This window comes from Vibrio profundum (assembly GCF_050337555.1).
Classification (GTDB): Bacteria; Pseudomonadota; Gammaproteobacteria; order Enterobacterales; family Vibrionaceae; genus Vibrio; species Vibrio profundum.
The window spans coordinates 38,052-51,780 of sequence record NZ_JAKJTA010000024.1 but is presented as its reverse complement, the minus strand read 5'-3'; the positions used below and the strand labels follow the sequence as shown (position 1 = coordinate 51,780).

Annotated in this window: 11 protein-coding genes; 3 read left to right on the top strand and 8 right to left on the bottom strand. The window is 46.1% G+C overall.

From position 1 onward, the window contains the following. Window positions 1-283, top strand: a 283-nt coding sequence (locus L4C34_RS18400; protein ID WP_428789508.1) for a transposase, incomplete at its 5' end; no start/stop codon positions are given. Between the two features lie 182 nt (window positions 284-465). Here L4C34_RS18400 and L4C34_RS18395 read toward each other — a convergent pair. Beyond that, the gene (locus L4C34_RS18395; protein WP_428790780.1) at window positions 466-1,077 is read right to left on the bottom strand and encodes a TetR/AcrR family transcriptional regulator; all 612 of its coding nucleotides are present in this window, start codon (window positions 1,075-1,077) and stop codon (window positions 466-468) included. Window positions 1,078-1,256: 179 nt separating this feature from the next. Between L4C34_RS18395 and L4C34_RS18390 the strand changes: the two genes are divergently transcribed. Beyond that, window positions 1,257-2,303 (top strand): MBL fold metallo-hydrolase, encoded by a 1,047-nt coding sequence (locus L4C34_RS18390; protein WP_428790779.1) that lies wholly within the window; start codon window positions 1,257-1,259, stop codon window positions 2,301-2,303. Between the two features lie 159 nt (window positions 2,304-2,462). Here the strand turns inward: L4C34_RS18390 and cydC are convergent, their stop codons facing one another. The 7 genes from cydC to L4C34_RS18355 all read right to left on the bottom strand — a co-directional run bounded on the left by cydC (window position 2,463) and on the right by L4C34_RS18355 (window position 10,962). After that, entirely contained in the window at window positions 2,463-4,184 is a 1,722-nt protein-coding gene (gene cydC / locus L4C34_RS18385) for a heme ABC transporter ATP-binding protein/permease CydC (RefSeq protein ID WP_428790778.1), read from the bottom strand. Continuing rightward, entirely contained in the window at window positions 4,177-5,964 is a 1,788-nt protein-coding gene (gene cydD, locus L4C34_RS18380; protein ID WP_428790777.1) for a heme ABC transporter permease/ATP-binding protein CydD, read from the bottom strand. The genes cydC and cydD overlap by 8 nt, the downstream gene beginning before the upstream one ends. A gap of 123 nt (window positions 5,965-6,087) precedes the next feature. Next, window positions 6,088-7,050: a thioredoxin-disulfide reductase gene (gene trxB / locus L4C34_RS18375; RefSeq protein WP_428790776.1), complete on the bottom strand. Its 963-nt coding sequence runs from the start codon at window positions 7,048-7,050 to the stop codon at window positions 6,088-6,090. Between the two features lie 98 nt (window positions 7,051-7,148). Beyond that, entirely contained in the window at window positions 7,149-7,982 is an 834-nt protein-coding gene (locus tag L4C34_RS18370; protein ID WP_428790784.1) for a DUF2797 domain-containing protein, read from the bottom strand. A gap of 121 nt (window positions 7,983-8,103) precedes the next feature. Further along, entirely contained in the window at window positions 8,104-8,823 is a 720-nt protein-coding gene (locus L4C34_RS18365) for a SanA/YdcF family protein (RefSeq protein ID WP_428790775.1), read from the bottom strand. A gap of 43 nt (window positions 8,824-8,866) precedes the next feature. Continuing rightward, window positions 8,867-9,190: a DUF3392 domain-containing protein gene (locus L4C34_RS18360; protein WP_428790774.1), complete on the bottom strand. Its 324-nt coding sequence runs from the start codon at window positions 9,188-9,190 to the stop codon at window positions 8,867-8,869. An 80-nt stretch (window positions 9,191-9,270) separates the two neighbouring features. Next, window positions 9,271-10,962 (bottom strand): NAD-dependent malic enzyme, encoded by a 1,692-nt coding sequence (locus L4C34_RS18355; RefSeq protein WP_428790773.1) that lies wholly within the window; start codon window positions 10,960-10,962, stop codon window positions 9,271-9,273. A 234-nt stretch (window positions 10,963-11,196) separates the two neighbouring features. Between L4C34_RS18355 and L4C34_RS18350 the strand changes: the two genes are divergently transcribed. Then, entirely contained in the window at window positions 11,197-13,536 is a 2,340-nt protein-coding gene (locus tag L4C34_RS18350; protein WP_428790772.1) for a helicase-related protein, read from the top strand. Window positions 13,537-13,729 lie beyond the last annotated feature (193 nt).

Below are 13,729 nucleotides of genomic sequence, written 5' to 3'. Positions count from 1 at the left end.
CATGACACAAGCACTCAAAGGATGGTGTCGTCTAGCGAAATCAACACGAGTTCTCTCCCTATGTAACTTTGCTGATGCTTTATGGGATAGAAGAGTCGGTATCTGTAACTATGCAAAATATAAGCTAACGAATGCTCGGGTTGAAGCTGGGAATGTTTCTATAGGTTTACTCAGAAGAAGAGCCCGAGGCATCAGAGATATAGATTACTTCAAACTGAAGATCAGACAAACATCCGTACCTGATACTCATTCAACCTTTTATCCAAATATCAAGCTCACTTAAGCGGAGAAGAGCCCTTAAGCTAATCCGTTGTTTTATAAATTAGCAAAGTCACCGACTCACTTTTGTCCAGTAATCAGTTTCAATCTTTAGTGCCAGATTCTCGTGACTTCTTCAACAGTAAAAAAACTCTCACAAGGTGTGAGAGCTCTAATAATTATTATTCACTGACAGCCATTCGACTTTTATTTTTCGTACCGACATAGAAACATTTCCGCCGACTCATCTGCTAGAAATTCAATCTCTTCATCAGACAACTCACTTCGCATTCCCATAAGTTGAGGCCAAAAACCGTTGCCTTTGATCAGGCTATGAAGTTGATTATTGGCAAACTCAATGTTGATATCCTTCAGTCGGCCATCTTCTCGGGCTATTTTTATCCAGCGTTGAATAGCCGTTTCCTGCCCTGAGACCTTTTCGAACTCTTTCTTTAGCTCTTGTGCGTTGTAAAACAGGTAGCCAAAGGCCACGCGCGCTAAGTTAAGGTAGTCGGTTGAGCCGATAAATTTTAGCTCGATAGTCAGCATGTTAGCAAGCTGCGCTTTGAGTGAGCTATCAGCGTTATATGCAACTGGAATATCAACGGTCGCGCGTTTCCAAAGATCGGAGACGAGATGCATGACTAAGGCTTCTTTGGTGGCAAAGTGGTTGTATACGGTGCGTTTAGATACGCCCGCAATTTGTGCCAGTTTATCCATACTGGTGGCCTGAACGCCATAATCTTTAAATGCAGAGGTTGCCGCTGAGACGATCGCCTCTCGCTTTAGTTCACTACACGTTTTTTTCTTCACGGTCATAATTTCATATTGCTCGGTGAGGTTGTAAATATTCTACACTTACCAGTTTACTTTTTAAACCCATGAGAATAAACTGCACCGTACAGTTTACTTTTTTGTTCAAAAAACAAGCTTGTTAGTTTGATGGTTTAGAGAATCGAATTGACGTGCTTCGCCTTGTGAGTTTAGGGAGAGTCGTGATGACTACAGAAAAATCTAGTCAATTGTTATCGAACCGTGTTGAAGGGAAGTTTGTTAACTCTCCTAGCCAAAACCACAGTTCTTCGGCCAATTTTTGGCAGGTAAGTAAGGCGTATTTTACTGCGAAACGGCAAACGCCTCGGCCAACGGCTGATATTCCGGTGTTACCGATCCAAGCCGAGCAGCTCGCAGCTCACCACGATGCTATTTTTCGCTTAGGGCATTCAACTATGCTAATACGCTTAAATGGTAAATTCATTCTGACTGATCCGGTGCTGAGCGAGCGAGCTTCTCCAGTACAATGGGCTGGGCCTAAACGTTTTCACGATAGCCCGCTAAGTGCGCAAGAGCTGCCGCCAATTGACGTTGTGGTGATTAGTCATGATCATTATGATCACTTAGATAAAAGCGCGATTGCGCAGCTTAAAACTAAAGTTAAGCAGTTCGTGACCCCAACTGGAGTCGGGGAGAGGTTGGTGAAATGGGGAGTAGACCAAGATAAGGTGCTGGAATTAGATTGGTGGCAAGAGAAAGTCATTGATGGCATTAAATTCGTGGCGACTCCTGCTCATCACTTTTCCGGCCGAGGTTTGTTCGATAGAAATACAACCTTATGGGCAAGTTGGGTGATTCAAAGCGAGCAGCAGAATTTGTTTTTTAGCGGTGATAGTGGTTATTTCGAAGGCTTTAAGCAAATCGGCGAGAAGTATGGCCCTTTTGATATCGCGATGGTGGAAACTGGCGCGTACAATGAGCTGTGGAGCACCGTTCACATGATGCCAGAGCAAAGTATGCAGGCTAATCTAGATTTAAATAGCTGCTATATGATGCCAATCCACAACGGCACGTTTGATTTATCTTTGCATGATTGGTTCGAACCTTTAGAGCGAATTCTATCACTCGCTAAACAAAATAACGTCACCTTGCTAACGCCAAAGTTTGGTCAAGAAATGATGCTAGATTCCCTACCTGATACGCCTCGCTGGTGGCGAGAGGTTGAGCCACAGCAAAGCTGGGTAAATAGCGCTGCAGCGGGTACTTGCTAGCGCGTTAATTTGAAGTGTACTGTTGTTGAACAGTGCGGTTTATGAATATTAGCGATCATCTATACAGTGGTGAAGCTGAGAAGTGTTAACTAAAAAGGCCGATAGATAACTATCGGCCTTTTATTTTTATCAATCTATTATCAGCAACAAGGTCACGTTCTAGATAGATTGGGTCAGCTGATGGTAGCGTCCGCCACGAGCAATGAGCTGTTCGTGAGAGCCGTATTCGATTATTTCGCCTTGTTCAATTAGACAAATAGCGTCCATGTTTGCAAGGTTCACTAAACGGTGAGTGATAAAGAGCACGGTTTTGTCTGCGTAGTGCTTTTCCAAGAGAGACATGATTTGCTTCTCAGTCGACTTATCCAAACCTTCGGTTGGTTCGTCTAGCAATAACACTGGTGCATTGTGCAAGATAGCTCTTGCTATGCCGATACGGCGCTTTTCACCACCGGATAGCTGACGCCCACCGTCACCGAGCCAAGCATCTAGCCCTTTGTCATCGAGAAGTTTGTCGAGGCCGACCTCGGTTAGAGTCTTAGATAGCTGTTCGTCTGAAGCGTCTGGTGATGCCATCAACAAGTTGTCGCGTAGCGTACCATTAAGAATGTCGACACGTTGGCTAACGACACTCACTGCTTGACGAAGCTGGCTTTCATTCCACTGGGTAAGAGGTTTGCCTGCGATCGATACTGAGCCTGATTGCGGGTCCCAGTAGCGAGAAAGTAGTTGCAGCATGGTTGATTTTCCTGAACCAGTTTGACCCAAGATTGCCACTTTTTTCTTGGCTTCAATGCTAAGGCTCACTTTGTTCAAGACCACTTTTGATGAATCAGGGTAGCAGAACTCCACGCCATCAAAATCAATCGAATATTGGCCGCTATGGCTGGTGGGTTGCGCTACAAACTCAACATCAGGCTCAGCTAAGATCACGTCATTTAGGCGTCGAGCTGAAGTTAATGTCTGGCCTAAGTATTGGAATGCGCCAGCAATTGGCATAATCATTTCAAAACTGGCCATTGTGGCAAACGCCATCAAGGCAATCATTGGGCCCGGTGGATGACCACCAACGCCATTGGCAGATAGCCAAATGATTAAAACTAACGTCCAGCCGCTTGCCAGCATAAGTAGCGCTTGAGCTAAGCCGTTTAAGTGAGCATTGATGAACTGATTCTTGAGCAGTTTAGATTGCGCAGTATAGATGGCATTACGGTAACGCTCTTCAGCACCAAATAGCGTGAGCTCACTGTAACCTTCTAGCCAATCGAGAGTCGCCACGCGCATCTCTGCCGTATTGAGCGTCAGTTTTTCACCATTATTTTTGCCTAGTTTGTAAAACAGGATCGGCCAAAGCAATAGTAAGCCAAGCAAAATTGCGCCTAGTGTGAGGCCCAATCTGACATCAAAGTAGCATAGGAAAATCGTTAGTGAAGCAATACCGAAGACACCAACGACGATAGGGCTGATAAGGCGCAAATAGACATGGTCCATTGCGTCAATGTCAGACACTAGGCGGTTCAGTAAGTCGCCATCACGTAAGTTGGATACGCGGCCGGGGATCAGCGGCGTTAGCTTTTCAAAGAAGAAAATGCGCAGATCAGTCAGCAGTTTGAAGGTCGCATCGTGGCTAACAACCCGCTCGCCCCAACGACCTGCGGTTCGACCGATGGCGAAGCCGCGTACAAAGCCTGCTGGTAGCATATAGTTGAACGACTTACGCGCGACGGTGAGTCCAGCGACGGCAGACGCAGACAAGAACCACCCCGACAAGGTTAGCAAGCCAATCGAGCACAGCAAGGTAGCAAAAGCGAGCAGCATACCCAGAGATAGGCCAAACCAATGCTTCTTATAAAGTTTCAGGTAAGGGAGTAAATCACGCATCGAGGTTCCCCTTGTTAGCCAAGTCTTGTTGTAAGTTGGACTTTAGCATGTCGTTAAATAGACCATCTTGGCCTGAAAGTTGTTCGAAATTACCAGCTTGAACCAGTTTACCCTCTTGCATGACAAGAATTTGCTGCACGTCTTTAAGTGGCGCTAATTGGTGAGTGACCATCAGTGTAGTTTTACCCTGAATTTGTTTATTCAGGCCATCCATAACAAGGCGTTCGCTGCGAGCATCAAGGCTTGCTGTTGGTTCATCCAGTAGCCAAAATTGCCCATTTTGCAGCATGGCACGAGCTAGCGCTAAACGCTGAGCTTGTCCAACTGAAAGGCCACCTGAGCGATCTGAAATTTGATAGTCAAGACCGTGCTGGCTGACAAACTCCTCGGCATAGGAGTCTTGTAGGGCTTGATCAATCGTGCTCTCAGGCACATCTTGTTGACCTAACGTGATGTTTTCTTTGATGGTGCCATGCAGCAGCAATGGGTTTTGTCCAACCCAGCTAATCTGCTCACGCCAGCTATTGTGGCTAAGCTCACGTAGCTCAATACCATTCACTTTTAAGCTACCTTGGTAAGGCATAAAGCCTAAAATTGCGTTGATTAAGCTGGTTTTACCTGCGCCACTTGGGCCAACAAGAGCTGAAGTGCTTTGGTTATCAATCTTAAATGAAACAGGGCCGACAAGTTGGCTGCCATCAGGACTAAAGACTTCTAGTTGGTTTGCTTCAATTTCCACTCGATTTTGTTTTTCAAGCAGTTGTTCACCGGATTGGACTTTACTGACATCCACTTCGAGGAATTCAACAATACTTTCTGCAGCGCCGATGGCTTGCATTTTTGCATGGTAGAAAGTCCCGAGATCTCTCAGTGGCTGATAGAATTCAGGCGCTAAAATCAAGACAAATAAAGCCGAAAGCAAAGAGATTGCGACACCGTAGTGGCCAAAATCAAGTTCACCAATGAAGCTAAAGCCAAAATAAACCGCAGTGATGGCGATGGATACGGACGTAAAAAATTCCAACACGGCAGACGAAAGGAAGGCAATCTTCAAGACGTCCATGGTGCGGGTACGAAATACTTCGGATGCGCCTTTCATCACTTCGGTTTCTGCCGGAGCGCGGTCGAAAAGACGAATAGTGGTCATCGCTTGTAAACGGTCGTAGAAATGACCCGACAAGCGTTGCAGCGCTTTGAAGTTCTTTCTGTTCGCTTCGGCAGCTTTGATACCGACTAGCGCCATAAAGAAAGGAACCAGTGGGGCAGTGATCAAGAAAATCAGTCCAGCGGCCCAGTTAACGGGGAACACAACCGCCAAAATAACAAATGGAATCAGCACAGAAAGCGACATTTGCGGTAAGTAACGTGCAAAAAAGTCATGCATGTTTTCGACTTGCTCTAGCATCAAGGTAGCCCAAGAACCAGCAGGCTTGCCTTTAATGTAGGCAGGGCCTAATTCACGCAATTTTTCTAAGATTTGCTGTCTGATATAAATACGGATTTGTTCGCCACAGCGTTGTCCGGCGATTTCCCTTCCCCAAGCACATGCAGCGCGTGCAGCGATGGTAGCAACGAGTCCGGCGAAGTAGGGTAATAACGTATATTTATCAGCATGTTTCATGATTAACTGATCAAGTATGCTAGCAAGCAGTGCCGCTTGCACTAGCAGAAATAGACTTGATACTACGCCCAAGCCGACAGCAATCATTAGCCAGCGTTTTGCTAACTTACTTTGCTGCTTGAGCCAGGCGTTCAAGCTGCGTCTTTTATTTTTATCCATTTTGAAGGCTTAATGGTCGTTGTTAGGTGTGTAATGAGCACGGGATTATACAAAAGAAAGCCCAATGGTAATACCATTGGGCCACTGCGAATTTTGACTAAATATGCAAAATCACTTTACGAATTACGATTCATTCACCAGCCCGTCGAGGTAGCGCTCGGCATCAAGCGCAGCCATGCAACCTGTCCCTGCGGATGTGATTGCTTGACGATAATTGTGATCCATAACATCACCTGCCGCGAAGACGCCCGGGATACTGGTTTGAGTCGCGTTACCTTCTAAGCCTGATTTCACAAGAATATAATCATCTTTCATGTCTAATTGGCCGTTGAAGATTTGTGTATTTGGCTGGTGGCCAATGGCAACAAACACGCCCATTACATCCAATGTTTCAACACTGTCAGACTGAGTATCTTTGATGCGCATACCCGTAACGCCCATGTCGTCACCCAACACTTCATCGAGGGTGCGGTCGGTGTGCAGCACGATATTGCCGCTCGCGACTTTCTCCATGAGACGTTTGACGAGAATTTTCTCGGCACGGAAGCTATCACGGCGATGAACCAAGTGAACTTCAGACGCGATATTCGACAGATACAGGGCTTCTTCAACCGCCGTATTTCCGCCACCGATGACGGCTACTTTTTGGTTACGATAGAAGAAACCATCGCACGTTGCACAAGCAGAAACGCCGCGGCCTTTAAAGGCTTCTTCCGAGTCCAAACCAAGATATTTCGCTGATGCACCCGTTGAAATAATCAAGGCGTTACAAGTGTATTCTTGGCTATCACCTTTGAGGCGGAATGGGCGCTGTGACAGATCAACTTCGTTAATATGATCAAACACCATCTCAGTTTCGAACTTTTCCGCATGCTCTTTCATTCGTTCCATTAGAGCGGGTCCAGTTAGCCCTTCAGCATCGCCAGGCCAGTTTTCCACTTCTGTGGTCGTTGTTAGCTGACCGCCTTGCTGGATACCCGTGACCAGAACAGGTTTTAGGTTCGCTCTCGCAGCATATACTGCGGCGGTATAGCCAGCAGGCCCAGAGCCTAAAATTAATAAATCACAATGCTTTATGTCGCTCATGCAGACTCCATATTCGATGATGGCGATAGTTCTTGGCTTGATTGTATGGAAATCACAGCTCTAATAAAAGTGTTTTAGGCCCGCTGTTTGTTTTATCTTCACTCGGCATCGACGGAAACTTCAACTTCATAGGAGGTGAACTTTCTTACATTGATGACACCAGTATCAAAAATAAGGTACTGGCCTTTAATACCTTTTAAAACGCCTTGCACTTCAGGGTTCTTATCAAAGTTATGTGAAGTAATTTTGGTCGGGTGCTCGGTCACTGGGTACGACAGTTGCGTGATCGACTCCGTTAGTGGGGTGATGGCATCGTCACCAAACTCTTGTTTGATCTCAGCCACTTTAGGTTCAACCAACGCCATTAGACGGGCGCACTCTTCTTGCAGGGCAAGAGGGTCACCATCGCCTTTCAGTAATGCGCGCCAATTGGTTTTATCTGCAATGTGTTTGGCGATTTCAACTTCAATTAACCCCGAAATATAGCGAGTCTTTACCTTGAAAATAGGTAAGCCTTGCGTAGCGCCTTGGTCAATCCAACGTGTTGGTATCTGAGTGTGCCGAGTAATGCCTACTTTCAAGTTGGAAGTGTTAGACAAATAGACAAAGTGATCGACCATGCAGTTTTCTTCCCCCCACTGAGGCTCTCGGCAAGTGCCTTCGGCGTAGTGACAGGTTTCAGGCTTCATAATGCACATGTCACAGCTGGCGAGCTTCCTCATACAAACGAAACAGTGGCCCTGTGAGTAGCTTTTCTTAGTTTTCTTACCACATGAACTGCAAAAGATATTGCCAGTATGAGTAAGAGAAAGCGTTTGGCCAATGTATTGGTTTAGCTCAATGCTGGCCTCACCTACGGGTAAGTGGTAGCTGACCGCGCCGTTTAGGCTAGCACGCATTTTTTTTAGTGTTCCAGTCGCAAGTTTTTGCATAGACATGACTCTGCTATTGTTTTGTTTTTATCAATGGTTTTGTTTTTATCAATAAGTGTTGTGCTTTTATCAATAAGGTTAAGCGCCGCTGGCCAAAATGACCAACGGCGGAAGAAAAGATTTAATGCTGGTTGAGGATGGGGTTATCTGGGTGTTGATCGCCGTCTTCAAGAGGCGTTGAGTTTGGGGCCGTGATGGATATTTTCGGACCAAGAAACTTTGGCTGGGCATCTAGGATAAAGAGATCCAGAAAGGCTTTGACTCTCGCGAATACTTCACGAAAACGCGTCATAAATCCGGTTTTTTCGGTTGGTCCCGGTACGGCTAAGCAAGTGGCGTGAATGCCACGATGTTGAGCGATATAGAGTGCTCGTTCACAGTGAAAATTTTGCGAAATAATCAAAAAATGATCGGCGCCAAATACTTCTTTCGCGCGCATGACGGAATCCAAGGTGCTAAAGCCAGCGTAATCGAGATAAATACGTTGATCAGGCACACCGGCCTTGATTAGGTCGCGTTTCATGGTCCAAGGTTCGTTGTATGAACGATGGGCGTTATCGCCACTCAATAGAAAGTAGTTAACTTTCCCTTCTTTATACAACTTAATCGCAGCATCGATACGGTGGGAGTAGTATTCATTGAGCGTGCGGCCTAGGTATTTGCTGGTTCCCAATACCAACGCGATATTAAAGTGAGGGACAGGTTGTCCCTCTTCAATAATGGCGCTATCTGTTTGTAAGCTAACCCAGCGATCTAAGGCAAAAAGCACTAACGAACCGGCAAGGATAGCATAGGAAATATAACGAATAAGACGTCGGAATTGAATCCGAATAATTGGCATAAGATCCTACTTTTTATCTCTTAGATAGTGAGGGTTATCAACCCTAAATATGACGATTCCGTTGTGCCCAGTCGCCGATGACGATGAAGCACAGCAATATGATAGCTAACATAACACCGGGGCTGAGCTGACGGAAGCCATGAGCGACATATGGGGTAATTTTGACAATCACTAAACCGTAACCGAAAGCGTTGATTAGAACAAAGATAACAATTCTGATGATGAAATGCTGGTTGCGCATAGCACGACGAATAAACCCATTGATCTCGTTACCAAGTAAGATCAATGTACATGCGATAAGCGCTGTGGATATTTCAGAAATGTACGGGAGAATATCTTTTCCAAACGGAGCTAATAATTGAAACATGATAGTAAAATATATGCCCCTCGAAAGAAGGGGCACCTCATAGTTTAAGTTGGACGTTAACTTATTCTGTTACTTTGAAATTAAAACGCGGTGCGCTTGTAGCGACGGTAAACTGGTTGCCAGAAGTGCTGGTCAATTGCAGCTTCTAGAGCTTCGTCAGTGATTTCTAATGCAACACCTTGCTCGATGGCTTTTTTCGCCACGGCAAATGCGATTTTCTTCGATACAGAGTGAATTTCTTCTAGCGGCGGCAACAGCGGACCATGGCCATTGATAGCTAGTGGTGAACAAGTTGCCAGCGCGCGACTTGACTCCATCAGCATGCCTTCAGTTACGCGCTTCGCATTGACAGCGAGAACACCCAGACCGATACCTGGGAAAATGTAGCTGTTGTTACATTGTGCGATCGGGTAAGTTTTGTCGCCATGGACGACAGGATCGAACGGGCTGCCGGTTGCAACGAGTGCTTCGCCGTTAGTCCAACGAATGATGTCATTTGGTGTCGCTTCTACGCGACTCGTTGGGTTTGATAGCGGGAAGATAATCGGACGGGGGCAATGCTTGTGCATCTCTTGAATGATTTCTTTGCTAAACAGACCCGGTGCACCTGATACGCCAACCAGTACCGTTGGTTTACCATTGCACATAACATCATGCAGAGAGTAACCAGTGCTTTCGTCACTCGTCCAATCTTTGGTGTTGCTACGTTTTTGTACCAGCTTTTGCTGGAAGTCGAGCAGGTTAGGCATGCCTTCTTGTAGCAAGCCCCAACGGTCGACCATGTAGACTTGCGAGCGAGCTTGCTGGTCAGAAATGCCTTCCGCTACCATTTGCGCAATAATCGCTTCGGCAATACCACAACCTGCAGAACCTGCACCGAGGAATGCAATACGTTGATCTGATAGCTTATTACCTGCTGCTTTACATGCCGCGAGTAGTGAGCCAACAGTGACGGCTGCTGTACCTTGGATGTCATCGTTAAAGCAGCAAATGCGATCTTTGTAGCGCTCTAGCAGCGGCATCGCGTTTTTCTGCGCGAAATCTTCAAACTGGACCAGTACATCAGGCCAGCGGCGCTGTACGGCTTGAATGAATTCTTCAACAAATTCTTCGTATTCTGAACCGGTAATACGTGGATGACGCCAACCCATGTACATTGGGTCTGCTAAGCGTTGCGGGTTATTGGTACCCACATCAAGAACAATTGGAAGGGTATAGGCTGGGCTGATACCACCACATGCCGTGTAAAGTGCCAGCTTACCAATCGGAATGCCCATCCCGCCGATACCTTGGTCACCCAGACCAAGAATACGCTCGCCATCAGTGACAACGATAACCTTAACGTGCTGGTTGGTTGAGTTGTTTAGCAGGTCGTCGATGCGCTCACGATTTTCGTAAGAGATGAACAGACCACGGCCACGGCGGTAAATATTGGAGAAGTTCTCACAAGCGGCGCCCACTGTCGGAGTGTAGATGATAGGCATCATCTCAGTGACGTGGTTTTGCACTAAACGATAAAATAGAGTTTCGTTGGTGTCTTGAATGTTACGTAGGTAAACATGCTTATCCATATCATTTTCAAAGTTTTGATATTGTTGGTAAGCACGTTCTACTTGTTCTTCTATGGTCTCGGTCGATTCTGGAAGTAAACCTTCTAAGTTAAAAGACATGCGCTCTGAAGCGGAAAATGCGCTGCCCTTATTTAAAAGAGGAGTACTAAGAAGAGCGGGACCAGCATAAGGGATATAAAGAGGACGTTTGTCGTTATTCATCGTTAGCCTAAGCCTATCTGACAGTGTAAGGAAACCCGCAAATAATAGGAGTAAGTTACTATGATGTAAATAGTGAATCGTTTTCGTGACTGATAAAACTCTTATTTATGTTGATATGGCTCAATCTTAGAGCACTGAGCGCGGTGTTTTTTCCGTGTTAAGAGACATTTTCAATGAAAGCGTCATTATGTATATAATCTGTTTCGATTTTACCGACGGAAACTTAGCTTTTATATGCTCTCATTGCCGATAGATACGATTCAAGATGATTTTTGTGTTTTGCTTGCTGATAACCATATGGTTGTGCAGGCGGAAACTGGCTCAGGGAAATCAACGCGTTTACCCGTATGGGCGAAGCGATTCGGACGTGTCTTAGTGATTGAACCCAGACGCATAGCGTGTACTTCTTTAGCGGAATACGTGGCCGATCTTGAAAACTGCCAGTTGGGTGAACAAATAGGCTACGCGATAAAACTGGATGTGCGTTGCACTGATAACAGCGATATCGTGTTTGTGACTCCTGGGGTGGCGTTGCAGTGGTACGTGGAAAACCAGTTGTCTGACTTCGCGGTTGTCATGGTGGATGAGTTCCACGAGCGTCGTTGGGATACGGATTTACTGGTGGCGCTACTTAAAAAAGCAGCAAACCATCGTTTGATAGTGACGTCGGCTACTTTGGACAGCGAGAAAATAGCCCATTATTTGCAAGCCAAAAGGTTAATTGCGAAAGGCCGTAATTATCAAGTCTCAACCCTATATCGTAGCCGGGAGTCCCATTTCCTTCCTGAGGTTTACAATCTTGAACGAAGGGTGAAGGAAGAGGTTCATCGCCTTGAACTCGATGGAGATATCTTGGTGTTTCTTCCCGGAAGAAAAGAAATATCAGCGTGCCAAGCCGCTTTGAACGGTTTAGATGATTGGATTGTTGCGCCGTTGCACGCGTCAGTATCGGACCAGCAGCGTCATGTTGCGCTGAATGTTCAGCCGCAGAGAAAAATCGTGTTGGCGACAAATGTGGCTGAAACCTCCTTAACTATTCCTAATATCACGGCCGTGATTGATAGTGGATTAGAGCGCCGCAACGTGCAGCGCAATGGTCGCACCGCACTGATTCTGACTCATATTTCTAAAGCCAGTGCTCAGCAGAGAACTGGTCGTGCAGGGCGGGTGAGAGATGGCGTATGCGTTCGGCTTTATGGGCAATATGCTTCGCTGGAAAATGTGACTCCGCCACAAATGCAGCGTGAGTCTCTGGTCGATCCCGTTTTAGCGGCTGCGGCATGTGGTTACCGATTAGACGATCTAGATTGGCTAGATGTTATTCCAGAAAAAGCATTGTTCTACGCGAACGAGCAACTTGTGTTGATGGAAGCGCTCGATGAGGCTGGCAATATTACAGCACACGGTCGCCAGTTAGCGACATTGCCTATTGACCCTTTATACGCAGACTTAGTGAGCCGAATCGAGAAAAAGGCGACTAAAGAAGCCATGATAGATCTCACCGCGGCTTTGTCTGTCCCAGCTGCCTTGTATAGCTTGCCAAAAGGGGCGGAAGAATTGGAGAGTTTGAGTAAGTCAGAGCCATATAGCTGCGATGTCTCTATATTGATTAACCTCGTGCGGGGAAAGTACTACCCAGAGATCTCAGTAGACACTGAGGCCATTAAGGAAGCCAAAGGGCTAGCCAGCCAAATGCGCAGTGCGTTTGCGTTACCGGACTTATCTGTCGCGTCGACATATGTTAGGCATGCATTGGCTGAAGCCATCGTTACTTTGCACCCAGAGCTGCTGTTTGTTCGGCGTGTTAAACGACGAGAGACAATGGGTAATGGCGTGATGGAAGTGCAAATTGGCAAACACTCAAGACTGTTGGACAAGAGTGAATCGGTGTTAGTTTTGGATACACACAGTTTGTCTGGGCGGGGCGTTAAGCAAACAGTAACCATCGCAACGGTTACTATGCCAGTGCCGCTAGAGTTTATTGGAAAGCATGGGTTAGGTGAGTGGCAGCAGGGCGAGACGGCGTTGAAAAATGGTGAGCTATTAAGTCAACTAGAGCTTGTTTATGCTGGCCGTATTATTTCGACCAAGCAAGTTGAAGCGCAAGGAGGTTTGAGTGTAAAGCCCGTGCTTGATGCCGTTATGTCAGGCAAATTACTAGGGGATTTTGCAGTTGTGATGACGCGCAAGATTGATCATTGGAGACTTTATGTTGAGTTGGGGTATAGTGACGTCAAAGATCATCACAACGTCACTTTTACAACTTGGTTTACGCAGCAATTACATGATTTAGAAGTGCAATCGCTTCATGATATAGCCTTGTTCTCGGCCGACGATTTCGCTTTCGACGGCATTCCTGACTGGGAATATTCAGAGTTTGCTCAAGCTCACCCCCTAGAGTTGACCTTAGCAGGGGTGCATCTCAGTGTGGAATACGATACGGCGAAAAGACGTATTTGTGTCACCTATTGTAGTGGTTTGAGAAAAGATGCGCCGAAACGCTGGGAGCTGCCTAAATGGTCTGGATGGCGCATTCAATATAAGAAGGCCAGTAAAACGGTCGATATCAGATAAAAGTATCGTTGGTCATTATCGGTCGGTGTGAAGCGCTTGATTAGTGTTACTTACAAGTGCGCGTTTCGACAACAAGTCTGTAACTTTGTTATCTTCAGATACCAAATTCACGTTGGCTTTGTAGGGTGAATGTTAACACTGTGCCTTTTATATGCCCTTTGTGCTCGCAAAATGGTAATAAAATAACGTTTTC

What these genes read in the sequence shown, in the direction of transcription:
- cydC (WP_428790778.1), bottom strand. Translation starts at nt 4,184, where the DNA reads ATGCGTGATTTACTCCCTTACCTGAAACTTTATAAGAAGCATTGGTTT.
- L4C34_RS18350 (WP_428790772.1), top strand. Translation starts at nt 11,197, where the DNA reads ATGCTCTCATTGCCGATAGATACGATTCAAGATGATTTTTGTGTTTTG.
- cydD (WP_428790777.1), bottom strand. Translation starts at nt 5,964, where the DNA reads ATGGATAAAAATAAAAGACGCAGCTTGAACGCCTGGCTCAAGCAGCAA.
- L4C34_RS18365 (WP_428790775.1), bottom strand. Translation starts at nt 8,823, where the DNA reads ATGCCAATTATTCGGATTCAATTCCGACGTCTTATTCGTTATATTTCC.
- L4C34_RS18390 (WP_428790779.1), top strand. Translation starts at nt 1,257, where the DNA reads ATGACTACAGAAAAATCTAGTCAATTGTTATCGAACCGTGTTGAAGGG.
- L4C34_RS18370 (WP_428790784.1), bottom strand. Translation starts at nt 7,982, where the DNA reads ATGCAAAAACTTGCGACTGGAACACTAAAAAAAATGCGTGCTAGCCTA.
- trxB (WP_428790776.1), bottom strand. Translation starts at nt 7,050, where the DNA reads ATGAGCGACATAAAGCATTGTGATTTATTAATTTTAGGCTCTGGGCCT.
- L4C34_RS18355 (WP_428790773.1), bottom strand. Translation starts at nt 10,962, where the DNA reads ATGAATAACGACAAACGTCCTCTTTATATCCCTTATGCTGGTCCCGCT.
- L4C34_RS18395 (WP_428790780.1), bottom strand. Translation starts at nt 1,077, where the DNA reads ATGACCGTGAAGAAAAAAACGTGTAGTGAACTAAAGCGAGAGGCGATC.
- L4C34_RS18360 (WP_428790774.1), bottom strand. Translation starts at nt 9,190, where the DNA reads ATGTTTCAATTATTAGCTCCGTTTGGAAAAGATATTCTCCCGTACATT.